Genomic DNA, 23,761 nt, shown 5'->3' on the forward strand with positions numbered 1-23,761 from the left:
GGCATCGAGGGCAAGATCGGCGCCATCGAGTACGCGCGGATCAACAGGATCCCGGTGCTCGGCCTGTGCCTCGGCCTGCAGTGCATGGTGATCGAGACCGCCCGGCACCTCGCGGGCATCAAGGACGCGAACTCCTCGGAGTTCGACGAGACCACCCGGCACCCGGTGATCTCCACGATGGCCGACCAGGAGGACGTCGTCGCGGGGGAGCGGGACATGGGCGGCACGATGCGGCTCGGCGCGTACCCGGCGCGGCTGACGGCCGGTTCGGTCGTCGCGAACGCCTACGGGACGAGGGAGGTGTCCGAGCGGCACCGGCACCGGTACGAGGTCAACAACTCCTACCGGGACAAGCTGTCCAAGGCGGGCCTGACGTTCTCCGGGCTCTCGCCGGACGGCCACCTGGTCGAGTACGTCGAGCTGCCGACCGACACGCACCCGTTCTTCGTCGGCACGCAGGCACATCCCGAGCTGAAGAGCCGGCCGACCCGGCCGCACCCCCTGTTCGCCGGCTTCGTCGGCGCGGCACTGGCACGCAAGGCCGCCGAACGGCTGCCGGTCGTGCTGCCCGAGCCGTCCGGGGCGGGGGCGCGTTCGTGACCGAGCCGGGTCAGCACAACTTCACGGTACTGTCCACATCGGACATCTACGTCGGACGCATCCTCGCGCTGCGCTCCGACCAGGTCGAGATGCCCGGCGGCGGGCACGCGACCCGCGAGGTCGTCGAACACCACGGCGCGGTCGCGATCGTCGCCCTCGACGATGACGACCAGGTGACCCTGATCCACCAGTACCGGCACCCGCTCGGCCGGCGGATCTGGGAGCTGCCGGCGGGGCTGATCGACCACCTCGGCGAGGACCCGGTCGCCTCGGCCAGGCGTGAGCTGGTCGAGGAGGTCGGTCTCGCCGCCGAGAACTGGTCGGTCCTCGTGGACGTCGCCGCGTCGCCGGGGTTCACGGACGAGGTCGTCCGGGTCTACCTGGCCACCGGACTGTCCGTTGTGGACCGTGAGCTGCTCGGCGACGAGGAGGCGGACCTCGTGGCCCGCAAGTTTCCTCTCGCCGAGGCGGTCCGCATGGCACTGGACGGCAAGCTCCTCAACGGCGCGACGGTGGGCGGAATTCTTGCCGCACAGGTGATCCGGTCCACCGGCGGCCAGCCACGCCCGGCGGACGCGCCGTGGGACGACCTGCCGACCCGCTTCCCGTCCCGCCAAGCGTGACGGCGGCGGCCTCCGGCCCCCCGGAATCCAGCCTACCGGTGTGGACCGACAGAAGCGGTCGGCGAGCGGCGGGCTGTGGACGAACCAGTCGCCTGTGGATGAGCCGTCCGGAATCGTCGGTGGCTCGTGAGAGACCGGAAACCGGGGGCCGGCGGCCACGCCGTTCAGGCGAGAAACCGGGCCGGAAGCCACCTCGCTGAGGCGAGAACCGGGGTCGGAAGCCGCCTCGCTGAGGCGAGGGCCGGAGGCCACGTCCCTCAGCCGAGGAGCGGCGCTAGCCGGTCCGCGATCTTGCGGTGGCCGGTGTCGTTCGGGTGCACGTTGTCGACCGTGTCGGTGGCCTCGGTGATCCAGCCCTCGGTGTTGACGAAGCGGATCCTCGGGTCGCCGACCGCCGCGACCGCTGCCTGCGTCTCCGCGACGTAGCGCTTCCGGAACGTCTCCAGCGCCAGCACGGTCGCGTTCGGGTACTTCGCGCGGACGTTGCGCAGCAGCGTCACGTACGCGCTCTGGAACTGCGCGCCGCTGACCGAATGGCCGACGTCGTTGGTGCCCAGGTTGATCACCACCGCGCTCGCCTGGTACCGCGAGAAGTCCCACAGCGGCGTGGCAGCGTCCAGCCCGGTGTGCAGGAACCGCTCGCTCATCCCGATACACCCGTCCGGCGCCGGGTACAGGCAGGCCCCGCCCACCGCGATCTGCGTGTGTCCCGCCCCGAGCCGCTCGCCGACCAGCCAGCCGTACGCGGTCAGCGCCTGCTTCGACGACAGCTGCCCCACGGTGATCGAGTCCCCGACGAACTCGATGATCCGCGACGGCGTCGGCGGCACGACGGTTCGCGCCCCGGAGTCCAGGAGCACGCCCTGGAACACCGCGTCCCCGTGGTACGAGCCCGCGACGGGACGGTATGACACCCGTAGCCGGTGGGTGCCCGAGGCGAGCGGGGTCGGCGTCAGGTCGACCGTGCCGCTGACGTTCGGGTACGACACGTCCGGCCCGCCGTCGATGCTCGCGAACAGGTCGATCGTGCCCCGCTGCCGCAGGCGCACCGTCCGGCCGGTGAAGCCGACCAGCACGTACGCGCCGGCCCACTCGGCGACGTAGGCGGTCGGCGAACTGGTGTTCCAGCGTCCGAAGTACCGGAGGTTGGCGTCGGTCGGCGTGCCGTCACCGGCCGCCATGACCGAGGACAGGCCGATCGCCGGACCGACGATCGGCGCGAGCCGGTCGGCCACCTTGACGTGACCCGTCTCGTTGGGGTGGCCGTCGGTGTCCTCGTAGTCGGCGCCGACCGTCAGCCAGCCCTCCGTGTTGACGTAGCGGATGTTCGGGTCGTTCACCGCGCGCACGGCGGCCTGCGTCTCGGCCACGTACCGCTTCTTGAAGGTCTCCATCGCGAAGATCACCGCGTTCGGGTACTTCGCGCGCACCGCCCGCAGGAAGTCCGTGTACGTGGACTGGAACGTCGCGCCGGTGACCCCGTGGCCGATGTCGTTGGTGCCCAGGTTGACCACGACCGCGCTCGCCTGGTAGCTCGCGAAGTTCCACGCCGTGGTGCCGGTGCTGGCCGTCTGGAAGAACTGCGTGCGCTGCCCGGCGCAGCCGTCCTGGGCGACCAGGCAGTACCCCGACCGCGCGATCTGCGTGTGCCGCACGCCGAGCCGCTCACCGAGCACCCAGCCGTACGCGCTCACCGCGAGCTTGTCCGTCAACGCCCCGGCGGTGATCGAGTCCCCGACGAACTCGATGAGCTTCGTGGACACCGAGGGCCTGACCGTCGTGGCGCCCTCGTCCAGCACGAGGCCCAGGAAGACGGTGTCCCCGGACCGGTAGGACACCCGCAGCGAGTGCGTCCCGGCGGCGAGCGGGGTCGGCGTCAGGTTCACCGTGCCACGCACGCCCGCGTAGAAGACGTCCGCGCCGCCGTCGATGCTGGCGTAGAAGTTGACCGCGTCGCGCGCCCTGACCCTGACCGTCGTCCCCGTGAACCGGGTGACGAGGTACGCGCCGGTCCAGTTCGGCGTCGCGGTGGTGGACGAGTTGGTCCACCGGCCCACGTAGGTGATGTTGGGATCGGTGACGTCACCCGCCGCGGCGACGGCCCGCGTGGCGGTCAACCCGGTCAGCGCGGTCAACCCGATGACGACGGCGGCCACACAGCACGCGGCGCGGAACATCACGGCACCCACCTCTCTGGGAGCGCTCCCAAAACGCTCACTGATTGTGAGATGCCGATTACGAGCCTGTCAAGGTGCCTGTAGCGCGGAGGCGATGAGCTGGGTGTCGGCGTACTCGGTCAGCTCACGGACCCGACCGCCGGCGAGGCGGAACACCCAGCAGTACTGGTTGTGGTAGCGCACCCCGTCGACGGTCGAGTTCCGTCCCCGCCCCTCCACGACCACGAGGTCGCCCTCGGCGATGAACCGCTCCGCCGCGATGATGTTGCGCCCGCGCAGCTGCCGGGACAGCGGGCGCAGCAGGTCGTCGAGCACCGACTGCTTGCCCTCGTAGGTCCGCGACCACGCGGTGGTCCCGATGATCGTCCAACGCACGTCGTCGGCGAGCAGGTCGACGAACGGCCGCCCGTCACCCTTCGCGGCCTCGGTGAACGCGTGCCGCAACAACTCCTTGTTCTCGACGGCGTTCATACATCCGATCTAACTCCCTGGAGCGCGCTCCAGGTCAAGCGCGCTCCAGGTGAAGGTCAGATCACGTCCAGGTCGCGTTCGATGGCGGCCAGCTCCTCCGCGCTGCCCTGCACCTTCGGGCCGGTGAACCACTTCCGCGCGGACACCAGCCACCAGATGCCGGCGAACCCGAGTACCACGAGCACGGCGATCGGCGCGTAGTTGAACGTCTTCACCGTCACCGGGCTCAGCTGCGGCAGCATGAACAGGATCGTGATCACGACGACCCATCCGACGGCGATGGTGCCCACGATCCGGCTCCACCGGCCGAGGTGCCACGGCCCGCGCTCGAACGCCTCGCCCTGCCGCAGGCGCAGGAACGTCGGCAGCACGTAGGCGATGTACAGGCCGATCACCGCGATCGAGGTGACCGCCGCGTACGCCGTGTAGTTCCACAGGTACGGCAGGCCGAGGATGAACGCGCCCGCCGCCGCCAGCCAGATGGCGTTCGTCGGTGTCCTGGTCCGCTTGTTCACCCGGTGCCAGAACGACGCCGCCGGCAGGGCGCCGTCCCGCGAGAACGCGTAGATCATCCGCGAGTTCGCGGTGACCGACGACATCCCGCAGAAGAACTGCGCGCCGATGACGATGAGCAACAGCAGCTTGCCGCCGGTGAGTCCGATCGCGTCGATGAAGATCTGCGCGGGCGGGGTCGGCGACGCGACTTCCTTGTCGTAGTCCTGGATGGCGAACGTCAGGCCGATCAGCAGCACCCAGCCCGCAGCCAGCGACACCAGGATCGACATCACGATGCCGCGGGGACCACTGCGGGCCGCGTCGTGTGTCTCCTCGGTCATGTGCGCGCTCGCGTCGTACCCCGTCAGCGTGTACTGGGCCAGCAGCAGGCCGAGTAGCGCGACGTAGAACCCGGAGGACCAACCGGTGTTGTTCACGAACTCGCCGAACACGAACGACGCCGACTGGTGGTTGTCGGGCAGGAACACCAGCGCGCCGACGATGACCAGCACGCCGATCACGTGCCACCACACGCTGATGTCGTTGAGCAGCGAGACCAGCTTGACGCCGAACGTGTTGAGCAGCGCGTGCAGCAGGAGGATGATCCCGAACAGCAGGATGGTGTGCGGGGGCGTGAAGTCGAACCCGAACTGCAGGTCCAGCAGGGCGTTCAGGAAGAACGCGGCGCCGAAGTCGATACCGGCGGTCACGGCCACCTGGCCCAGGAAGTTGAACCATCCGGTGAACCACGACCACGCCGCGGCGTTGCGGGGCGCGAGCTTGGCCGACCAGTAGTACAGGCCGCCGGCCGTCGGGAAGCTGGAGCACACCTCGGCCATCGCCAGGCCGACCATGAGGGTGAACGCGCCGACGATCGGCCAGCCCCAGACGATCATCACCGGGCCGCCGGTGTTCATGCCGAACTGGTAGAGGGTGAGGCAGCCGGACAGGATCGAGATGATCGTGAACGACACCGCGAAGTTGGAGAAGCCGGACATCCGGCGCGCCAGCTCCTGCGCGTAGCCGAGCTCGTGCAGTCTCTTCTCGTCCTCGGTGGCTGACGCTGGCACGGGGGTCGTGCGTTTCGGGCTGTCGGTCGTCACAGAGCGCCTCCCTAATGGGTCAGCATCAGTCCTTTGGGTGTTGTGATCAAGTCGCGCGCGACTACAGTGGCTCGTTGACAGGTGCAGCCTGCACCCGTGTAAAGAAGGCGTCAATGGGTCAGCTCTGATCCTTTGGAGACTGTTATGGGCCATCGGGACGGCATGCTCACCCTCGACCGGCTGCGCGCGCTGGTCGACGACGGAACGATCGACACCGTGCTCGTCGCGATCACCGACATGCAGGGCCGGCTCCAGGGCAAGCGCTGTGCCGCCGAGTACTTCCTCAACGAGGTCGTGCCGCACGCCACCGAGGCCTGCAACTACCTGCTCGCGGTCGACGTCGAGATGAACACGGTCGACGGCTACCAGATGTCCTCATGGGAGCGCGGCTACGGCGACTTCGTCCTGCGGCCGGACTTCGACACGCTGCGGCTGGTCCCGTGGCACGAGGGCACCGCGCTAGTGCTGGCCGACATCGAGTGGGTCGAGGGCGGGCCGGTGCCCGCGTCGCCCCGGCAGGTGCTGCGCCGCCAGCTCGACCGCCTCGTCGAGCGGGACCTCGCCGCCTACGTCGGCACCGAGCTGGAGTTCATCGTCTTCGAGGACACCTACGAGCAGGCCTGGCAGCGCGGGTACCGCGACCTGACCCCCGCCAACCAGTACAACGTCGACTACTCGATGCTCGGCACCGGCCGGCTCGAACCGCTGCTGCGGTCCATCCGCAACGGCATGACCGGCGCCGGGATGTACGTCGAGTCGGCCAAGGGGGAGTGCAACCCCGGCCAGCACGAGATCGCGTTCCGGTACGACACCGCGCTGTCCACCTGCGACAACCACAGCATCTACAAGACCGGCGCCAAGGAGATCGCGGCCCGGCACGGCAAGAGCCTCTCGTTCATGGCCAAGTACAACGAGCGCGAGGGCAACTCCTGCCACATCCACATCAGCCTGCGCGGCACGGACGGCTCGCCGGTGCTGGCCGGCGACGGCGAACACGGGTTCTCCAGGCTGATGACGCACTTCCTCGCCGGCCAGCAGGCCGCGCTGCGCGAGCTGACCTACTTCTTCGCGCCCAACATCAACTCCTACAAGCGTTTCGTGGACGGCAGCTTCGCGCCGACGACCGTGGCCTGGGGGGTCGACAACCGGACCTGTGCGCTGCGGGTGGTCGGCCACGGCGAGTCGCTACGCGTGGAGAACCGGGTGCCCGGCGGCGACGTGAACCCGTACCTGGCCGTCGCGGCACTCATCGCGGCGGGCCTGCACGGCATCGAGAACGAGCTGCCGCTGGAACCCGCGCTGACCGGCAACGCCTACGGCACCGACCGGCCGAGGGTCCCGCACACCATGCGGGACGCGGCGGAGCTGCTCGCCGAGAGCGAGCTCGCGCGGGACGCGTTCGGTGACGACGTGGTGACGCACTATCTCAACAACGCGCGGGTCGAGCTCGCCGCCTACGACGCCGCCGTCACCGACTGGGAGCGGATCCGTGGCTTCGAACGCCTCTAGCCCGCCCGTCATCGGTATCACCACCTACCTGGAACCGAGCAGGTTCGGGCTGTGGGACACCCCGGCCGCGGTGCTGCCGCGCGGTTACCTCGACGGGGTGGTGGCCGCCGGCGGCATCCCGCTGCTGCTGCCGCCGGTCGGCGAGATGGGCGCGAACGTCGTGTCGCGAGTGGACGGTCTGCTGGTCGCCGGCGGCGCGGACGTCGACCCGGTGCACTACGGCGCAGCCCGGCACGCGGCGACCGGCCCGGCGCGGGCCGACCGCGACCTCACTGAGCACACGCTGATCGAGGCGGCACTCGCGAACGGCGTGCCGGTGCTCGGGGTCTGCCGCGGCATGCAGCTGCTGAACATCGTGCTCGGCGGCACGCTGCACCAGCACGTGCCGGACGTCTTCGGCAACACCGACCACCTGCCCAAGCCCGGCACGTTCGGCCGGGTGTCGGTGAAGACCGCGCCGGGCAGCCGGCTGGCCGCGATCGTCGGGTCCGAAGTGGACGTTCACTGTCATCACCACCAGTCGGTCGACCTGCTCGCCACGGGCATGGTGCCGGTGGCGTGGGCCGGTGACGGCGTGGTCGAGGCGGTCGAGCTGGCCGGACCCGACTTCGTGCTCGGGGTCCAGTGGCATCCCGAGGAGGACGGGGTGGACCTGCGGTTGTTCCAGGCGTTGGTGGAGGCGTCAGGCTGATGAGCGTCACCGAAGTGATCAACCCGGCCACCGAGGACGTGGTCGCGCGGGTCGAGCGGACCTCGGCGGAGGAGACCGACGCCGCCATCGCGCGGGCGCACCGGGCCCTGCCGGCATGGAAAGCGCTTGCGCCCGCCGACCGGGCCCGGCTGCTGCGCCGGTTCGCCGAGGCCGTCGACTCCGGCGTGGACGAGCTGGCCGGCCTCGAGGTCCGCAACTCCGGCCACACCATCGCCAACGCGCGCTGGGAGGCCGGGAACGTCCGGGACGTGCTGCAGTACTACTCGGCCGCGCCGGAACGCCTGTTCGGCAGGCAGATCCCCGTGCCGGGTGGCGTGGACATCACCTTCGCCGAACCGCTCGGCGTGGTCGGCGTGATCGTGCCGTGGAACTTCCCGATGCCCATCGCCGGCTGGGGTTTCGCGCCCGCGCTCGCCGCCGGCAACACCGTCGTGCTCAAGCCGGCCGAGCTGACCCCGCTGACCGCGGTGCGGCTGGGCGAGCTGGCCCGCGAGGCCGGCATCCCCGAGGACGTCTTCCAGGTCCTGCCCGGCCGCGGATCCGTGGTGGGGCAGCGGTTCGTCGACAACCCCCTGGTACGCAAGGTCGTCTTCACCGGCTCCACCGAGGTGGGCCGGCAGATCATGGCCGGCTGCGCCGCGCAGGTGAAGCGGGTGACCCTCGAGCTCGGCGGCAAGAACGCGAACATCGTGTTCGCCGACGCGGACCTGGCGAGGGCCGCCGCCACCGCGCCCTACGGGGTGTTCGACAACGCGGGCCAGGACTGCTGCGCCCGGTCCCGGATCCTGGTGCAGCGCAGCGTGTTCGACCGGTTCATGGAGCTGCTCGAACCGGCCGTCCAGGGGGTCGTGGTCGGCGACCCGGCCGACGACGGGACCGAGATGGGCCCGCTGATCTCCGCGTCACACCTGGCGACCGTGTCGTCCTATGTGGACACCGAGACGCCGGTCGCGTTCCGGGGGAGCGCGCCGGATGGGCCGGGCTTCTGGTTCCCGCCGACGGTCGTGGTGCCGCGGGCGGCCACCGACCGGGTGGTGACCGAGGAGGTGTTCGGCCCGGTCGTGACGGTGCAGACGTTCGCCGACGAGGCCGACGCGATCCGGCTGGCCAACGACACCGAGTACGGCCTGTCCGGGTCGATCTGGACCGAGAACCTGGGACGCGCCATGCGGGTCGCCCGCGGCGTCGAGGCCGGCAACCTGTCGGTCAACTCGCACTCCTCGGTGCGGTACTGGACACCGTTCGGCGGCGTCAAGCAGTCCGGCCTCGGCAGGGAGTTGGGGCCGGACGCGCTGGCCGCCTTCACCGAGACGAAGAACGTGTTCATCTCCACAGAGGGGGCGTAAGTGAAGCGGTTGCAGGACAGGGTCGCGGTGATCACCGGCGCGGCCAGCGGGATCGGGCTCGCCACGGCCAAGAGGTTCGCCGAGGAGGGGGCCGTCGTGGTGGGCGTCGACATCGACACCGACGCGCTCGAGGCGCTCGCCAAGGAGACCGGCGGCGCCGCGATCACCTGCGACGTCACCGACGAGCGGGCCGTCGAGGCGATGTTCAACCAGGTGGTCGCCGACCACGGGCGGGTCGACATCGCCTTCAACAACGCCGGCATCTCCCCGCCGGAGGACGACTCGATCCTGGACACCGGCATCGAGGCGTGGGACAGGGTACAGCGGGTCAACCTCACGTCGGTGTACCTGTGCTGCAAGTACGTGTTGCCCCACATGCGGCGGCAGGGCAAGGGATCGGTCATCAACACCGCGTCGTTCGTCGCGGTGATGGGCGCCGCCACCTCGCAGATCTCCTACTCCGCCTCGAAAGGCGGCGTCCTGTCGATGTCCAGGGAGCTGGGCGTGCAGTTCGCGCGGGAGGGCATCCGCGTCAACGCGCTGTGCCCCGGCCCGGTCAACACCCCGCTGCTGCGGGAGCTCTTCGCCGCCGACGCCGAACGTGCGCAGCGGCGGCTCGTGCACGTGCCCATGGGCCGCTTCGCCGAGGCGTCCGAGATCGCGGCCGCCGCGGCGTTCCTCGCGAGCGACGACTCCTCGTACATGACCGCGTCGACGTTCCTCGTGGACGGCGGGATCTCGGGCGCGTACGTCACTCCACTGTGAACAGAGGGGTCACCGCCGCGCTGTTCCGGCCGGTGCGGACGCGCAACGCGTTCGAGGAGACGGTGGAGCGGCTACTCCAGGCCATCCGGCTCGGGGTCGCCGCGCCGGGGGATCGGCTGCCCGCCGAACGCGACCTCGCCGCGCGGCTGGGCGTGAGCCGGGTGACCCTGCGCGACGCCATCCGCGCCATCGCCGACGCCGGCTACGTCGAGTCGCGCCGTGGCCGCTACGGCGGCACGTTCGTCGCCGAGTCCCTGCCGGCGCCCGCACCCCGGATCGCCCCGGCCGGCGACATCGAGGACGTGCTGACCCTGCGGCACGTGCTGGAAAGCGGCGCGGCCGAGTCGGCGGCCGCGCGGGCCCTCACCCCGGCCGACCGCCAGCACCTGACCGCCGCGCTGCTCGACGTGTCCGGCGTGGACACCGACCAGGCCGAGTACCGCCGCCGCGACTCCCGCCTGCACCTGGCCATCGCCGAGGTCACGGCGTCCCCGTCGCTCACCACCGCGGTCGCCGACGTCCGTACCCGCGTCAACGAGCTGCTCGACGCGATCCCGTTGCTGGCGGCCAACATCGAGCACTCCAACGCCCAGCACCGCGGGATCGTCGAGGCCATCCTGTCCGGCGATGCCGACGCCGCCCGCCAGGCCATGTCCGAACACCTGGACGGCACGGCCGCGCTGCTGCGCGGCTTCCTGCTTGATTAGCCTTGGCCGTGGGTTACGCGTCCCGCAGCGGGCGGCCCTCCGCGTCGGTGCCGCCGTTGACCAGGAACAGGATGCCGTCGATGAAGCTCCAGATGACCCCGACGAAGAGGAACGACGTCAGCAGCTGCGCGACCGCGATGCCCGTGTGCCCGGTGTAGAACCGTCCGATGCCGAACGGCAGCAGGATCTGCAGCAGGCCGGCCGCCACCCGGTTCTTGTCCGAGAATCCCGGCATCGGCAGCGGCGAGGACGGGTAGTACACGGGCGGCCCGGTCGGCGGCGGCAGCATCGGCGGCGGTGCCGCCATGAACGCCGGGTGCGGCGGCGGCAGGTCCGTGAACAGCGGCTTCAGGTCCGCCTGGGTGCGGGCCTCGAGCGCGACGGCGATCCGCTCCTCGTACTCCTCGAGCGTCAGGCGGCCCTCGGAGAGGTGGTCGGACAGGATCCTGACCGCGGCCTCGCGCTCCGCGGTACCAATGCGGAGGCTGTCGCTTTCGGTCATATGTCAACTCTAGCCGGAAGGCGCGCCGTGCCGGCGGAAGATCGTGGTGCGGCGCTAGGCTCCGGCCGGGTCGGACGCTGTGGTCCGGGCCTTGTGCAGGAGGTGTCGGTGTGCTGGTCGGAGTGCCTCGCGAGGTGAAGAACCACGAGTACCGGGTCGTGCTCACGGGTGGCAGGGTCGTGCTTGCCGGGGCGCACGGGATGCCGACGGGATGACCGTCACCGATGCCATCACCTCCTATCTCGACCACCTGGCGGTCGAGCGTGGCACCGCGCGCAACACACTGGACGGCTACGCGCGTGACCTGCGGCGATACGAGCAGCACCTGTCCGTCCTCGGTGTGCCGTCGCTGGACTCGGTGAGTGAGGCACACGTGTCGGCGTTCCTCGCGGTGCTGCGTGAGGGGTCCGGCGGGCACCCGCCGCTCGCCGCGTCGTCGGCGGCGCGGGCGCTGGTCGCGGTGCGTGGGCTGCACAGGTTCGCGGTGCGTGAGGGGCTGGTGGCGCTGGACCCGGCACGCGAGGTGAAACCACCGGCCGCGCCGCGCCGGCTACCGAAGGCACTGCCGGTCGGCGAGGTGCTGCGGCTGCTGGAGACGCCGTCCGGGCTGCGGGACCGGGCGCTGCTGGAGGTGCTGTACTCGACCGGTGCCCGGATCTCGGAGGCGGTCGGGCTGGACCTGGACGACATCGACGCCACCGAGCGAACGGTGCTGCTCGACGGCAAGGGCGGCAAGCAGCGGCTGGTGCCGATCGGGCGGCCGGCGCTCGACGCGCTGGACGCCTACCTGGTGCGGGCCCGGCCGGGGCTCGCGGCCGGCGGGCGGGGAAGCCCGGCGGTGTTCCTGAACGTGCGGGGCGGGCGGCTGTCGCGGCAGAGCGCGTGGCAGACCCTGAAGGTGGCCGCCGAGCGGGCCGGGCTGACCGCTTCGGTGTCCCCCCACACGCTGCGGCACTCGTTCGCGACCCACCTGCTGGAGGGTGGCGCGGACGTCCGTGTGGTGCAGGAGCTGCTCGGCCACGCGTCGGTGACCACGACCCAGATCTACACGCTGGTCACGGTCAACACGCTGCGCGAGGTGTACGCGACGGCGCACCCACGAGCCCGCGGGTAGCCCCGGCTAACGGGTGAACTCCCGCAGCAACCCGCCGTAGGGCTTCGGTGGCGGGGCCGCGAACTCGCCGGTCTTCCCGGTGCGCAGCCCCATCGCCAGCAGTGACCGTACGGCCAGCGTCGCGGCCTGCACGCCGTCCACCACCGGGACGCCGACCTCCGCCGTCAGGTCGGCGACCAGGTGTGTCATGCCCGCGCAGCCCAGCACGATCGCGTCCGACTCGTCCCGCTCGACCGCGTACCGGCACACCGCGGCGATGGTCTTGAGCGCGCCCGGATCGCCGTCCAGGTCCAGTACCCGGATCCCGCACGCGTGCACACCCCGGCAGAACCGCGCGACACCGTACCGCTCGGCGAGGTCCCAGGTCCTGCCGCGACTTCTGTCCACAGTGGTCACGACGCTGAACCCGCGGCCGAGGTAGCTCGCCGTCCGCATCGCCGCCTCGGCCATGCCGACCACCGGGCCGTCGGCCACCTCGCGGGCGGCGTCCAGGCCGGGATCGCCGAAGCAGGCGATCACGTACCCGTCCGCGTCGCCGATCTCCGCCAGCACACCGGGCACCGCGAGCGCCTCGTCGTAGTGGCTCTCGATCGACGCCGGTCCCATGGACGCGGTCACCGCACGCACGTCCATGCCGGCCACGGCTCGTGCGGACCGCTCGATCGACTCGGTCATGGGCCGGCTGGTGTTCGGGTTGATGACCTTGACGAGCACTAGTCGGCACCCCGCCCGGACAGCACCGTGTGCACCGCGAACGCGACCGCCATGCCGATGAACCAGGTGTACTGCGCGGCGGTGGCCATCCCCGGTCCGCGCGACCACAGCACCGGCACCAGCGCGAGCGCCGCGCCCGCCACGGTCGCGATGACCGCCTTCGGGTTGTACCCGTTGCGGTAGAAGTACTTCCCGTCCTCGGCCATGGTGAACATGGCGTCGACGTCCACCCGCTGGCGGCTCACCACGTAGTAGTGCGCGATCAGCACGCCGAACAGCGGCCCGATGAACGCGCCGAGCACCTCGAGCGTGTAGTGGATGACGTCCGGGTTGTTGTACAGGTTCCACGGCGTGATCAGCACCGAGCCGACCGCCGCGATCATGCCGCCCGCGCGCCAGCTGATCTTCTGCGGACTGACGTTGGAGAAGTCGAACGCCGGTGAGATGAAGTTGGCCACGATGTTGATGCCGATCGTGGCGACCGTGAACGTCAACGCGCCCAACACGATCGCGAACGTGCTGTCGATCCTGGCCACCGTCGAGACCGGGTCGGTGATCAGCTCGCCGAACACCGGCACGGTCAGCGAGGCGGTGACCACGACGAGGATCGAGAACATCAGGAAGTTCACCGGCAGCCCGAGCAGGTTGCCCCGCCTGACCGCCGCGAAGCTCCTGCCGTAGCGGGAGAAGTCGCCGAAGTTCAGCATCGGCCCGGAGAAGTACGCGACCACGAGCGCGATCGCGCCGAGCATGACCGGCAGCGCGTCGAAGCCGGAGTACCTGACCTCGCCCAGGTTCAGGTCGATCGCGCCCCAACCCGCCTTGTGGATCAGGTAACCGCAGAGCAGGAACATCACCACGTAGACGGCCGGGCCGCAGAAGTCGATGAACCGGCGGATCGACTCCATGCCGGTCCAGAACACCGCCGCCTGCAACACCCACAGCACCGCGTACGACACCCAGCCGAGCAGTGGCAGGCCGAGGAACCCGTACCGGCCGACGTCCGCCAGCGGGGCGAGGCCGGGAAACAGCTTGATCAGCACGACGTCGAGCGCGACGGACGCGAGGTAGGTCTGGATCCCGTACCAGGCCACGGCGATCAGCCCGCGGATGATGGCCGGGATGTTCGCGCCGCGCACGCCGAACACCGTGCGGCAGATGACCGGGAACGGCACCCCGGTGGCCTGGCTCGGCTTCGCGACCAGGTTGCAGAACACGTAGACGATCGAGATGCCGACCACGAGCGCGATCAGCACCTGCCAGCTCGACAGCCCGAGCACGAACAGGCTGCCGGCGGTGACGTACCCGCCGACACTGTGCACATCGGACATCCAGAACGCGAAGATGTTGTAGGAGCCCCAGGTCTGCTCTGCCAGCGGGGCCAGGTCCTCGTTCGTCAGGCGCGGGTCGCGGGCCGGTTCGCCCGCGACGGGGGCTTCTCGCGACACGATGTCGGTCATACGCAACGAAGTTAGAAGCGCCGTATTACCTGGCTGTGTCGCCGATCATATATTTTCCGCCGGCCGGAACAGGCCGGTGTGGCGGGGGAGCGAGGCCAGTGAGATCGCCAGCCTGCGGTGGTGCTCGGCGGCGACCCGCAGCAGCGCCGCCGCGTCCCGGCCCTCGAAGGCGGCGAGCATCTCGCCGTGGTCGCCGTGCAGCGTGGCCCGGTCGGCGGCGGACAGGTGGGACATCGGCTGCACCGGCTCGGTGATGTTCCACGCGGACTCGAACATCGTGAGCAGCCGGTGCATCCCGCAGGGCCGCACCAGCGCGAAGTGGAACCGCCGGCTCTCCCGGTGGTAGCCGCGGACGTCGCCCGCGTCGATCGCGCGTTCGAGCGCCTGGTGTGCCTCGCGGGCCCGTGCGTGGTCGTCCTCGGTGGCGGCGCTGACCGCAGAGTTGAGGGCCGCGGTCTCCAGGACCTCGCGGACCAGGTACATCTCGCGCAGCTCCGCGGTGGTCAGCTTCGCCACGGTGTAGCCCGCGTTGGGCCGGTGCTCGACGAGCCCCTCGCCGATCAGCGTCTTGAGCGCCTCGCGGACCGGGATCCGGCTGACCCCGAACACGGCCGCGACCTCGTCGGGCGGGATCGGCGTGCCCGGCGGCACGCCCCCGTCCAACAGGCATCGCCGCAGCTCGGCGAGGATCGCCGCCTGTGACGTGGCCTGCTCGTTCAGGAGCTGCGCGATCAGCGCAGACCGGCGTCGTGGCCCTGGCATTCCCCGAGGCTAGGCCCGTTCGTCGACGGTTCGTGAGTCAAACGCATGTCGAACAGGGTCGTCCGGCCCCTCGATCCGCGCGCCCCGGTGCGATGCACGCCGAAAGTGCTCGACAAAGCCCGCCGCGAGATCGTTTTGCCAAGGCAAACCAGCAGGTCAGGGGCTTTGTTTCACAAAAGGCGATGATTGGCGGCGAGCCTCTTTGGTACTTGGTGAGAGCAATCTCTAAGCTTCCCCGCACAGCGCGGACTACAAGGAGCTAGGTCGATATGTCGACATTGCACCCCTCGGATCATGAGCTCAGCCTCGCACCGAGGGCGGCCTCCGACGAGGACGAGGTGCTCGACGAGAGCACCAACGGCACGGGGCCGCTCAACCGCGTCAAGCGGCACATCCCGGAGCCGCCGCTGCTCAACGGCCACGGGCCGGCGAAGGTCATCGCGCTATGCAACCAGAAGGGCGGCGTCGGCAAGACCACCTCGACGATCAACCTCGGCGCCGCGCTGACCGAGTACGGCCGCCGGGTGCTGATCGTCGACTTCGACCCGCAGGGCGCGCTGTCCGTGGGTCTCGGCATGCCCGCCCACCTGCTCGAGAAGACGATCTACAACGTCATGATCGAGCGGTCGATCTCGGTCGCCGACACGATCATCCGCACCAGCGTCGACAACATGGACCTGCTGCCGAGCAACATCGACCTGTCCGCGGCCGAGGTGCAGCTGGTGGCCGAGGTCGGCCGGGAGCACACGCTGTTGCGGGTGTTGCGGCCGGTCATCGACGTGTACGACTACATCCTGATCGACTGCCAGCCCTCGCTCGGCCTGCTGACGGTCAACGCGCTCACCGCCGCCGACGGGGTGTTGATCCCGCTGGAGTGCGAGTACTTCTCGATGCGTGGTGTCGCACTGCTCACCGACACGATCGAGAAGGTGCGTGAGCGGCTGAACCCGAAGCTGGAGATCACCGGCATCGTCCCGACCATGTACGACCCCCGCACGGTGCACTCGCGTGAGGTGATGGCCCGCGTGGTCGAGCGCTTCGGCGACGTCGTGTTCGACGCGGTGATCAACCGTACCGTCCGGTTCCCGGAGACCACGGTCGCCGGCGCGCCGATCACCGTGTGGGCGCCGCGTTCCGCCGGCGCCAAGGCGTACCGCCTGCTCGCCCGTGAAGTGATCGCTCGGGAAAAGGTGACCGTCAGGTGACGCGCCGGCCTTCGTTGCCGGGTGCGGATGAGCTGTTCAGACCGACGAGTCCCGCGGAGAGCGTCGCCCCGGGGTGGTTGGAGGCCGCGACCGCTCCCGGCCGGCGCGGCACCCCCAGGCAGAAGCACACGTCGAAGATCACCGTGTACGTGTCCGACGAGGAGCTGCTGGCCCTGGAGCACGCGCGGCTGTCGTTGCGCGGCAGCCACGGCCTCGCGGTGGACCGCGGCCGGATGGTCCGCGAAGCGATCGCGGTGGTCCTGGCCGACCTTGACGAACATGGCGAGGAGTCGGTGCTGGTGCGGCGCCTGCGTCATGACGAGTGAGCCGCCACCCGTCGAGCCTGGTGCGGCCGAGCGTGGCCGCTTCACGGTCAAGCTGTCGAACTTCGAGGGCCCGTTCGACCTGCTGCTCCAGCTGATCTCCCAGCACGAGCTGGACGTGACGGAGGTCGCCCTGCACCGGGTGACGGATGACTTCATCGCCCACCTGCGCCTGGCCGGCGACGACTGGAACCTCGACGAGACCACGGAGTTCCTGGTCGTGGCCGCGACCCTGCTGGATCTCAAGGCGGCACGTCTGGTCCCCACCGGCGACGTGGAGGACGAGGAGGACCTGGCGCTGCTGGAGGCCAGGGACCTGCTGTTCGCGCGGCTGCTGCAGTACCGCGCCTACAAGCAGGTCGCGGCGCTGTTCGGCGAGCTGGAGGCCGGCGCGCTCCGCAGGTACCCACGCTCGGTGGCGTTGGAGGACCGCTTCCAGTCCCTGCTGCCCGAGGTGATGCTGGGCGTGAGCCCGAACCGCTTCGCGGAGCTGGCGGCGTCGGTCTTCCGCCCCAAGCCGCCCCCGACGGTGTCGATAGACCACCTGCACGTGGGCCGGGTCTCGGTCCGTGAGCACGTGGCCCTGCTGAGGGTGAGACTGGCGACGGCGGGCAGGGCGACGTTCGCCGAGCTGGTCGCCGACTGCGAGCACAGTGTCGAGGTGATAGCCCGGTTCCTGGGGCTGTTGGACCTCTACAAGGAGAACGTGATCCTGTTCCATCAGGAGGAGGCGCTGGCGGAGCTCAACGTCGAGTGGACCGGCGGCAGCGTGGCAGAGGCAACCGCCGCGGCGAACACCGAGACCGGCGGCGACGAGGAGGAGTACGGGTGAGCGACCAGCACCCAGAACACGAGGAGTCACACGGCTCCGCGCCCCGAACCGACCTGCGAGAGACTCCGGAGGCCCTGGCGTCCCCGGAGCCTCCGGTGTCCCCGGTGTCCCCGGTGTCTTCGCAGGCCGAGGAGCCGGCGCACCCCGAGACTCCCGATGCCGAGTCATTGGCGCCCGAGGCTCACTCCCCGGCCGGCTCGTCGACCGAGTCGGCTCTCGACGCCCCGGACTTCGAGGCCGACCCGGCCGCACCCGACGGCGCACCGGATCACGCCTCCGAGGCCAACTCGGCGGACCACGCCGCCGAGGCCGATCCCGCGAACTCGGCCACGGCCGAGCCATCCGCCGACGAGCCGGTCGCCGATGGCCCCGTCGCCGCGTGGCCCGAAGCCGGCCCCGCGGCCGAGCCACTCTCTCCCTCATCCGCGGCCGAGGCGCCTGAACCACCCGATGAGCCAGCCGCCGAGCAAGAATCCGGCCTAGTGGCCGACCCACTCGGCTTGGTCGCCGAGCCAGTCGCTCCCAAGTCAGCCGCCCCCGAGTCAGCCGCCGAGGCCTCGGACACCGCCCCCGAAAACGGCGCGCCACCCGACCCCGCGACTGCCGACGACGGCGTCGAGGAAGGCCTGGCCCCGCTGAGCGACGCCGACCTCGACTCCGCGCTGGAGGCGCTCCTCCTCGTCGTCGACTCGCCGGTCGAGGAGGAGGCGCTCGCGACCGCCGTCAACACCACGCCGCTGCGGGTGGCCGAGCACCTCCGCCTCCTGTCGGACAGGTACAACGACCAGGACCGCGGCATCGACCTGCGCCGGGCGGGCGGCGGCTGGCGGTTCTACACCCGCGACCGCTACGCCCCCTACGTCGAGAAGCTCCTACTCGACGGCCAGCGTGCCAAGCTCACCAGGGCCGCCCTCGAGACCCTCGCCGTCATCGCCTACCGTCAGCCGGTGACCCGCGCCAGGGTCGCCGCGGTCCGCGGTGTGAACTGTGACGGCGTCATCCGCACCCTGCTCGCCCGTGGACTGGTCGAGGAGACGGGGACCGACGTCGAGACCGGCGGCTTCCTCTACCGCACCACGGAACTGTTCCTCGAGCGCCTCGGACTGTCCTCTTTGGACGATCTGCCGCCGATCGCGCCGCTGTTGCCAGAAGTGGACTCCATCGATGAACTCTGAACCACCCGAGGGCGTGCGACTGCAGAAGGTGCTGTCCCGCGCGGGCATCGCCTCCCGCCGTGCCGCCGAGGACCTCATCGCGCAGGGACGGGTCAAGGTCGACGGCTCGGTGGTCACCGAGTTCGGCCGTCGCGTCGACCCGGACACGGCGGTCATCCACGTCGACGACGTGCGCGTCGTGGTCCGCGAGGACATGAGGTACTTCGCGTTCAACAAGCCCCGCGGCGTGCACACGACCATGTCCGACGACCGCGGCCGCCCGTCGGTCGGCGACTACATCCGCGACCGCGACGAGCGGCTCTTCCACGTCGGCCGCCTGGACGCGGAGACCGAGGGCCTGCTGCTCCTCACCAACGACGGCGACCTCGCGCACCGCCTGACGCATCCGTCGTTCGTCGTCAACAAGACCTACCTCGCCGAGGTCCCCGGTCCGGTGCCGCGCACCATCGGCCGCCAGCTCCGCGCGGGCATCGAACTGGACGACGGACCGGCCAGGGTCGACGCCTTCCGGGTGGTCGACACGAGCGGTGGGCGCGCGATGGTCGAGGTGGTGCTGCACGAGGGCCGCAACCACATCGTCCGCAGGCTGCTCGACGCCGTCGACCTGCCGGTGCGGACGCTGGTCCGTACCCAGATCGGCGACGTGCACCTGGGCAACCAGCGGTCCGGGGCGATCCGCCCGCTGACCCGCCAGGAGATCGGCTCCCTGTTCGCCGCCGTCGACCTCGTGAGATGAGCTGGGTACGCCCGATCACCCGTGGCTGGGTGGTCCGCAACGAGGTCCCCGGGCCGGACGTCGACGAGTTCGCCGAGCCCGACCGGGTGATCGCCGCCCTGGCCGGGCAGAGCGCCCCCACGCTGCTGGCAGTGCAGCACCCACACCGAACCCCCGAGGCGGTGGCCAACGGCAGGGGGCTGCTGGAGTCGTTGCCGGCGGCCAGGAACACCCTGTCCACGCTGCTGCGGACGGCATACCGCGAGGTGTCCACGGTGGTCGCCCCGTACGAGGTGGACGGTCCCGACGGCACCGCGTGTGGCGTGCTGTGCATGGTCGACCCGGCCGCGGTCGACGCCGGCCACGTGCGCCACAGCGAGGAGGTCTACCCGGACATCGTGCGCGAACGGGCGGCGGTGCTGTCCGGCCTCGGCTACGCCACGAGCGCGGCGCTGCTGGTGTCACTGGCCGAGCGCGACGAGCTGACCGCGGAGGTCCGGGCCCACACGAGGAAGACAGCGCCCGTGGTGTCCACGGTGGACACCCGAGGGCGTCGCCATCACCTGTGGTTGACCACCGACACCTCGATGCTGGACGCGGTGGAAGCGAACAGGGTGATGGTGGCGGACGGCAACCACCGGGTGGCCGCGGCGGCCTCCGCCGGGCTGGGCGGTCTGCTGGCACTGGTGACCGCGGGCCCGGACCTACGCATCGGCGCGTTCCACCGGGCGCTGACCAACACCGGCCTCACCGCCGACGACCTGGCCCAGGCATGGCGGAACGCAGGCCTGACTGTCCGCGAACAACCCGACGCGCCGACCCCCACCACACCGGGCCACACGGTCGTCCGCTGCCAGCAGACGACCCTGGTCGTCGACCTGCCGGCCGGCATGGACCACGCGGTGGTGGAGGAGATCCTGCTGGCCGAGGCACTGCACCTGGACCCGGAGGGCCGAAACGTCCAGCCGCTCGCGGCAGGCCGCACCCCACCCCCGAACACGGACGCGGTACTGGAACTGGCCCCGGTCCCGCTCACGACGGTGCTGGCCGAACACCTGGCTGGTCGCCGCATGCCCCGCAAGAGCACCTACTTCACCCCGAAACCCCGCAGCGGCCTGCTGCTGGCCGACCTGCACGCCCAGACCAGGGCCTGACCGGCGAGGTCAGGCCGTCGCCGGGCGGATGCGGGCGACGGCCAGTCTCATGACCGGTTCCACGAAGCGTGCGGCCAGGGGCCCGAAGGCCGCCATGATCAGGACATAGGCCGTGGCCAACGCCGCCAGCCGGTCGTCCACGGCGCCCGCGGACACCGCCAGGCCGGCGATCACGATCGAGAACTCACCCCGGGCGACGAGCGCGGCTCCGGCGCGAGCCCGGCCCATCCTGGCGATGCCCTGCCGTCCCGCGGCCCACCAGCCCGTCGCCACCTTCGTGATCGTCGTGACGACCGCCAGCCCCAGTGCCACGGCCAGCACCGGCGGAATGGTCGACGGGTTCGTGCTCAGGCCGAACACCACGAAGAACATCGCCGCGAACAGGTCGCGCAACGGCTCCAGCATCCGGGTCGCGTTCTCCGCCGTCGAGCCCGAGATCGCGATTCCCAGCAGGAACGCCCCCACCGCCGCGGACACCTGAAGCTGCGACGCCACGCCCGCCACCAGCAATGCCGCGCCCAGCACCCGCAGCAGGAACACCTCGGGGTCCGGACTGTCCACGATGGCCGAGACGAACCGGCCGAACTTCAGCGCCAGCAACAACACCAGCGTCACGACCAGCAGCGAGATCCCGATGGCCGACAGGCCGCCGAGCAGTGTCGCGCCGGCCAGCACGGCGGTCAGGATCGGCAGGTACACCGCCATGGCCAGGTCCTCGAACACCAGGATCGACAGGATCACCGGCGTCTCCCGGTTGCCCAGCCGTCCCAGGTCACCCAGGACCTTCGCGATGATGCCCGACGACGAGATGTAGGTGACCCCCGCCATCGCCAGCGCGCCGATCGGCCCCCAGCCCAGCATCAGCGCCACCGCGGCGCCCGGCAACGCGTTCAGGGCCAGGTCCACGAGCCCGGCCAGCCACGACCGCCGCAGGCCCGTCACCAGCTCCGCCGCCGAGTACTCCAGGCCGAGCAGGAGCAGCAGCAGGATCACGCCGATCTCGCTCGCGAGGGACGTGAACCCTTCGATGCCCTCCAGTGGCAAGATGCCACCGCTGCCGAACGCCAGGCCGCCGAGCAGGTAGAACGGGATGGGCGAGATGCCGATCTTCCAGGCCAGCCTGCCGAGCACGCCGAGGCCGAAGAAGATCGCGCCGAGCTCGATCAGCGCGACTGTCGAGTTGTGCACGGGCGTTACCCGCGTTCGAGGACGTCAGCTGCCTTGGCGAGGCCCTCCGTGGTGCCGACCGTGATCAACGCGTCCCCGCCGCCCAGCACGAAGTCCGGCCGCGGCGACGGGTGGACCGTGCCGGCGCGGACGACGGCCACGACCGACACGGCGGTACGGGTGCGCAACTGGGTGTCACCCAGCGTGCGGCCGTCGTACGGGGAGCTGTGGGCCACCGGCAGCTGCTTGGTGTGGACCCCGGTCAGCCCGTCGTTCTCCTTGCGCAGCTGTGCGACGAGCTGCGGTGCGCCGAGGAGGTTCGCGAGTGCGCTCGCCTCGTCGACCGTGAGGGGGACCGACGCGGTGCACGCGTCCGGGTCGTCCTCGCGGGAGACGATGAGCTCCTGCCGGCCGTCACGGTACGTGATCACGCCGATCCGCCGCCCCGCACGGGCGGTGAAGTCATGTCGGATGCCTATCCCCGGAAGCGGCGTCACGTCCACATTCACCACGCAAGGTTAACCCCGGCGGGCACGTCTTTCTTCCTGAGCCTGCGGCCCCCAGTGTCCCGCGCCGGGAATGCGGTGATTGAGTCGGTGGATCCGGGTTTCTGCTGGCAAGGCGTCGGTTCGTCCTCGTACTGGGTCGTACTTGGGCGGACCGGCAACGCCGCCAGCGGGAAGCTGGGCCGCCGAATTGGTTGCCTGGTTTCCGGCGCGGGACACTAGGTTGGTGGGATCTCGTTCGCCGATGTCCGGGAGGCACGCATGGCCGGCCGCACCAAGTTCCTTCTCGACGAGTCCGACATGCCGACGGCCTGGTACAACGTCGTGCCCGACCTGCCGGCGCCACCCCCGCCGCCCCTGCATCCCGGGACGGGCGAGCCGGTCGGCCCCGACGACCTCGCGCCACTCTTCCCGCAGGCGCTCATCGCGCAGGAAGTGAGCACGGAGCGTTACATTCCGATCCCGGAAGCTGTGCAGGAGGTGTACCGGTTGTGGCGGCCGTCGCCGCTGTTCCGGGCGCACCGGCTGGAGAAGGCGCTGGGCACGCCCGCACGGATCTACTACAAGTACGAGGGCGTCAGCCCGGTCGGCTCGCACAAGCCAAACACCGCGGTGCCGCAGGCCTACTACAACGCCCAGGAGGGCGTCGCCAGGCTGACCACCGAGACCGGGGCCGGGCAGTGGGGGAGCGCGCTGGCGTTCGCGTGCGCGCAGTTCGGGCTGGAGTGCGAGGTGTGGCAGGTCCGCGCGTCCTACGACCAGAAGCCGTACCGCAAGATCATGATGGAGACGTTCGGCGCGACCGTGCACCCGAGCCCGTCGGACCTGACAGAGTCCGGGCGTGCCGTGCTGAAGGAGCACCCCGACTCGACGGGCAGCCTCGGCATCGCGATCAGCGAGGCGGTCGAGAAGGCGGCGGCGGACCCGGACGCGCGGTACGCGCTGGGCAGCGTGCTCAACCACGTGCTGCTGCACCAGACGGTCATCGGCGAGGAGGCCATCAAGCAGTTCGAGATGGCGGGCGACTCACCGGACGTGATCGTCGGCTGCACCGGCGGTGGCTCGAACTTCGGCGGGCTGGTGTTCCCGTTCCTGCGGGAGAAGCTGGCCGGCAGGATCTCGCCGACGATCCGGGCCGTGGAGCCGGCGGCGTGTCCGTCGCTCACGCGCGGCAAATACACGTATGACTTCGGCGACACCGCTGGGCTGACGCCCCTGCTCAAGATGCACACGCTCGGTCACGAGTTCATCCCGGATCCCATCCACGCCGGTGGGTTGCGGTACCACGGGATGTCGCCGCTGCTGTCGCACATCGTCGAGCTGGGCCTCGTCGACGCGGTGGCCATCGGGCAGAACGAGTGCTTCGCGGCGGGTGTGCGGTTCGCCAGGTCGGAAGGCATCATCCCGGCGCCCGAGCCGACCCACGCGCTGGCCGAGTGCGTGCGGGAGGCGTTGCGATGCAAGGAAACCGGCGAGGAGAAGGTGATCCTGACCGCGCTGTGCGGGCACGCCCACCTCGACCTGCCGGCGTACGCGAGCTACCTGGCCGGCGACATGGTGGACCGTGAGCTGACCGATGACGACCTGGCCAGCGCCTTCGAGACCATCCCCGTCCGGTAACCCG

At 70.4% G+C, this 23,761-nt stretch carries 24 protein-coding genes; 15 read left to right on the forward strand and 9 right to left on the reverse strand.

All coding sequences use genetic code 11. The annotated features are described in order from the left end of the window. The coding region (locus VET29_RS29875; RefSeq protein WP_324926578.1) for a glutamine amidotransferase-related protein at positions 1-600 on the forward strand (600 nt) is incomplete at its 5' end. After that, on the forward strand, positions 597-1,223 hold the full coding sequence (locus VET29_RS29880) for an NUDIX hydrolase (RefSeq protein ID WP_324926580.1): 627 nt from the start codon (positions 597-599) through the stop codon (positions 1,221-1,223). The genes VET29_RS29875 and VET29_RS29880, both read left to right, overlap by 4 nt. Before the next feature lie 257 nt (positions 1,224-1,480). Here VET29_RS29880 and VET29_RS29885 read toward each other — a convergent pair whose 3' ends face one another. From VET29_RS29885 to VET29_RS29895, 3 genes are all read right to left on the reverse strand, one after another. Then, complete coding sequence (locus tag VET29_RS29885; RefSeq protein ID WP_324926649.1) at positions 1,481-3,400, reverse strand: GDSL-type esterase/lipase family protein; 1,920 nt, start codon at positions 3,398-3,400, stop codon at positions 1,481-1,483. Positions 3,401-3,469: 69 nt separating this feature from the next. After that, the gene (locus VET29_RS29890) at positions 3,470-3,871 is read right to left on the reverse strand and encodes a nuclear transport factor 2 family protein (RefSeq protein ID WP_324926582.1); all 402 of its coding nucleotides are present in this window, start codon (positions 3,869-3,871) and stop codon (positions 3,470-3,472) included. Between the two features lie 56 nt (positions 3,872-3,927). After that, positions 3,928-5,364, reverse strand: coding sequence for an amino acid permease (locus tag VET29_RS29895; protein ID WP_324926651.1), 1,437 nt, complete (start codon positions 5,362-5,364; stop codon positions 3,928-3,930). 249 nt (positions 5,365-5,613) lie between these two features. Between VET29_RS29895 and VET29_RS29900 the strand changes: the two genes are divergently transcribed. The 5 genes from VET29_RS29900 to VET29_RS29920 are packed head-to-tail and all read left to right on the forward strand — an operon-like array spanning position 5,614 to position 10,508. Further along, entirely contained in the window at positions 5,614-6,978 is a 1,365-nt protein-coding gene (locus VET29_RS29900) for a glutamine synthetase family protein (protein WP_324926584.1), read from the forward strand. Next, positions 6,959-7,669, forward strand: a complete 711-nt coding sequence (locus VET29_RS29905) for a gamma-glutamyl-gamma-aminobutyrate hydrolase family protein (RefSeq protein WP_324926586.1) — start codon at positions 6,959-6,961, stop codon at positions 7,667-7,669. Before VET29_RS29900 ends, VET29_RS29905 begins: the two co-directional genes overlap by 20 nt. Beyond that, entirely contained in the window at positions 7,669-9,036 is a 1,368-nt protein-coding gene (locus VET29_RS29910) for an aldehyde dehydrogenase family protein (protein ID WP_324926588.1), read from the forward strand. The genes VET29_RS29905 and VET29_RS29910 overlap by 1 nt, the downstream gene beginning before the upstream one ends. Beyond that, positions 9,037-9,801 (forward strand): 3-oxoacyl-ACP reductase, encoded by a 765-nt coding sequence (locus VET29_RS29915; protein WP_324926590.1) that lies wholly within the window; start codon positions 9,037-9,039, stop codon positions 9,799-9,801. It abuts the gene before it with no gap. Next, the gene (locus tag VET29_RS29920) at positions 9,798-10,508 is read left to right on the forward strand and encodes a FadR/GntR family transcriptional regulator (protein ID WP_324926591.1); all 711 of its coding nucleotides are present in this window, start codon (positions 9,798-9,800) and stop codon (positions 10,506-10,508) included. Before VET29_RS29915 ends, VET29_RS29920 begins: the two co-directional genes overlap by 4 nt. A 13-nt stretch (positions 10,509-10,521) precedes the next feature. On the opposite strand, the gene VET29_RS29925 is transcribed toward VET29_RS29920, so the two are convergent. Beyond that, the gene (locus VET29_RS29925) at positions 10,522-11,010 is read right to left on the reverse strand and encodes a DUF1707 domain-containing protein (RefSeq protein WP_324926593.1); all 489 of its coding nucleotides are present in this window, start codon (positions 11,008-11,010) and stop codon (positions 10,522-10,524) included. Between the two features lie 211 nt (positions 11,011-11,221). On the opposite strand from VET29_RS29925, the gene xerD reads away from it, so the two are divergent. Continuing rightward, positions 11,222-12,124, forward strand: coding sequence for a site-specific tyrosine recombinase XerD (gene xerD, locus VET29_RS29930; RefSeq protein ID WP_324926595.1), 903 nt, complete (start codon positions 11,222-11,224; stop codon positions 12,122-12,124). Positions 12,125-12,130: 6 nt separating this feature from the next. Here the strand turns inward: xerD and VET29_RS29935 are convergent, their stop codons facing one another. The 3 genes from VET29_RS29935 to VET29_RS29945 are packed head-to-tail and all read right to left on the reverse strand — an operon-like array spanning position 12,131 to position 15,060. Then, complete coding sequence (locus VET29_RS29935) at positions 12,131-12,838, reverse strand: aspartate/glutamate racemase family protein (protein WP_324926597.1); 708 nt, start codon at positions 12,836-12,838, stop codon at positions 12,131-12,133. After that, positions 12,838-14,298, reverse strand: a complete 1,461-nt coding sequence (locus VET29_RS29940) for an NCS1 family nucleobase:cation symporter-1 (protein WP_324926599.1) — start codon at positions 14,296-14,298, stop codon at positions 12,838-12,840. The genes VET29_RS29935 and VET29_RS29940 overlap by 1 nt, the downstream gene beginning before the upstream one ends. A 45-nt stretch (positions 14,299-14,343) precedes the next feature. Beyond that, positions 14,344-15,060, reverse strand: coding sequence for a GntR family transcriptional regulator (locus VET29_RS29945; RefSeq protein WP_324926601.1), 717 nt, complete (start codon positions 15,058-15,060; stop codon positions 14,344-14,346). Positions 15,061-15,329: 269 nt separating this feature from the next. On the opposite strand from VET29_RS29945, the gene VET29_RS29950 reads away from it, so the two are divergent. The 6 genes from VET29_RS29950 to VET29_RS29975 all read left to right on the forward strand — a co-directional run bounded on the left by VET29_RS29950 (position 15,330) and on the right by VET29_RS29975 (position 20,464). After that, positions 15,330-16,265, forward strand: a complete 936-nt coding sequence (locus VET29_RS29950) for an AAA family ATPase (RefSeq protein WP_324926603.1) — start codon at positions 15,330-15,332, stop codon at positions 16,263-16,265. Next, positions 16,262-16,591, forward strand: coding sequence for a hypothetical protein (locus VET29_RS29955; RefSeq protein WP_324926605.1), 330 nt, complete (start codon positions 16,262-16,264; stop codon positions 16,589-16,591). The genes VET29_RS29950 and VET29_RS29955 overlap by 4 nt, the downstream gene beginning before the upstream one ends. Next, a complete protein-coding gene (locus tag VET29_RS29960) occupies positions 16,581-17,420 on the forward strand; it encodes a segregation and condensation protein A (RefSeq protein ID WP_324926607.1) in 840 nt (279 codons plus the stop codon). Before VET29_RS29955 ends, VET29_RS29960 begins: the two co-directional genes overlap by 11 nt. A gap of 482 nt (positions 17,421-17,902) precedes the next feature. Beyond that, positions 17,903-18,595, forward strand: a complete 693-nt coding sequence (gene scpB / locus VET29_RS29965; protein ID WP_414636657.1) for an SMC-Scp complex subunit ScpB — start codon at positions 17,903-17,905, stop codon at positions 18,593-18,595. Beyond that, the gene (locus tag VET29_RS29970) at positions 18,585-19,331 is read left to right on the forward strand and encodes a pseudouridine synthase (RefSeq protein ID WP_324926609.1); all 747 of its coding nucleotides are present in this window, start codon (positions 18,585-18,587) and stop codon (positions 19,329-19,331) included. The genes scpB and VET29_RS29970 overlap by 11 nt, the downstream gene beginning before the upstream one ends. After that, a complete protein-coding gene (locus tag VET29_RS29975) occupies positions 19,328-20,464 on the forward strand; it encodes a DUF1015 family protein (RefSeq protein WP_324926611.1) in 1,137 nt (378 codons plus the stop codon). The genes VET29_RS29970 and VET29_RS29975 overlap by 4 nt, the downstream gene beginning before the upstream one ends. 9 nt (positions 20,465-20,473) lie before the next feature. Here the strand turns inward: VET29_RS29975 and VET29_RS29980 are convergent, their stop codons facing one another. Next, on the reverse strand, positions 20,474-21,652 hold the full coding sequence (locus VET29_RS29980; protein ID WP_324926613.1) for a cation:proton antiporter: 1,179 nt from the start codon (positions 21,650-21,652) through the stop codon (positions 20,474-20,476). 5 nt (positions 21,653-21,657) lie between these two features. After that, positions 21,658-22,140: a cation:proton antiporter regulatory subunit gene (locus tag VET29_RS29985; protein WP_324926615.1), complete on the reverse strand. Its 483-nt coding sequence runs from the start codon at positions 22,138-22,140 to the stop codon at positions 21,658-21,660. A 258-nt stretch (positions 22,141-22,398) separates the two neighbouring features. Between VET29_RS29985 and VET29_RS29990 the strand changes: the two genes are divergently transcribed. Next, positions 22,399-23,757: a TrpB-like pyridoxal phosphate-dependent enzyme gene (locus VET29_RS29990; RefSeq protein WP_324926617.1), complete on the forward strand. Its 1,359-nt coding sequence runs from the start codon at positions 22,399-22,401 to the stop codon at positions 23,755-23,757. The last annotated feature ends 4 nt before the right edge of the window (positions 23,758-23,761 follow it).

It is taken from the genome of Actinophytocola sp. (assembly GCF_035634895.1).
Lineage (GTDB): Bacteria > Actinomycetota > Actinomycetes > Mycobacteriales > Pseudonocardiaceae > Actinophytocola.

Bases quoted from the DNA above. Each gene is read 5' to 3' on its own strand.
- VET29_RS29885 (WP_324926649.1), bottom strand. From the start codon at position 3,400: ATGTTCCGCGCCGCGTGCTGTGTGGCCGCCGTCGTCATCGGGTTGACC.
- VET29_RS29890 (WP_324926582.1), bottom strand. From the start codon at position 3,871: ATGAACGCCGTCGAGAACAAGGAGTTGTTGCGGCACGCGTTCACCGAG.
- VET29_RS29895 (WP_324926651.1), bottom strand. From the start codon at position 5,364: ATGTCCGGCTTCTCCAACTTCGCGGTGTCGTTCACGATCATCTCGATC.
- VET29_RS29900 (WP_324926584.1), top strand. From the start codon at position 5,614: ATGGGCCATCGGGACGGCATGCTCACCCTCGACCGGCTGCGCGCGCTG.
- VET29_RS29910 (WP_324926588.1), top strand. From the start codon at position 7,669: ATGAGCGTCACCGAAGTGATCAACCCGGCCACCGAGGACGTGGTCGCG.
- VET29_RS29925 (WP_324926593.1), bottom strand. From the start codon at position 11,010: ATGACCGAAAGCGACAGCCTCCGCATTGGTACCGCGGAGCGCGAGGCC.
- xerD (WP_324926595.1), top strand. From the start codon at position 11,222: ATGACCGTCACCGATGCCATCACCTCCTATCTCGACCACCTGGCGGTC.
- VET29_RS29940 (WP_324926599.1), bottom strand. From the start codon at position 14,298: ATGACCGACATCGTGTCGCGAGAAGCCCCCGTCGCGGGCGAACCGGCC.
- VET29_RS29945 (WP_324926601.1), bottom strand. From the start codon at position 15,060: ATGCCAGGGCCACGACGCCGGTCTGCGCTGATCGCGCAGCTCCTGAAC.
- VET29_RS29950 (WP_324926603.1), top strand. From the start codon at position 15,330: ATGTCGACATTGCACCCCTCGGATCATGAGCTCAGCCTCGCACCGAGG.
- VET29_RS29960 (WP_324926607.1), top strand. From the start codon at position 16,581: ATGACGAGTGAGCCGCCACCCGTCGAGCCTGGTGCGGCCGAGCGTGGC.
- VET29_RS29970 (WP_324926609.1), top strand. From the start codon at position 18,585: ATGAACTCTGAACCACCCGAGGGCGTGCGACTGCAGAAGGTGCTGTCC.
- VET29_RS29975 (WP_324926611.1), top strand. From the start codon at position 19,328: ATGAGCTGGGTACGCCCGATCACCCGTGGCTGGGTGGTCCGCAACGAG.
- VET29_RS29990 (WP_324926617.1), top strand. From the start codon at position 22,399: ATGGCCGGCCGCACCAAGTTCCTTCTCGACGAGTCCGACATGCCGACG.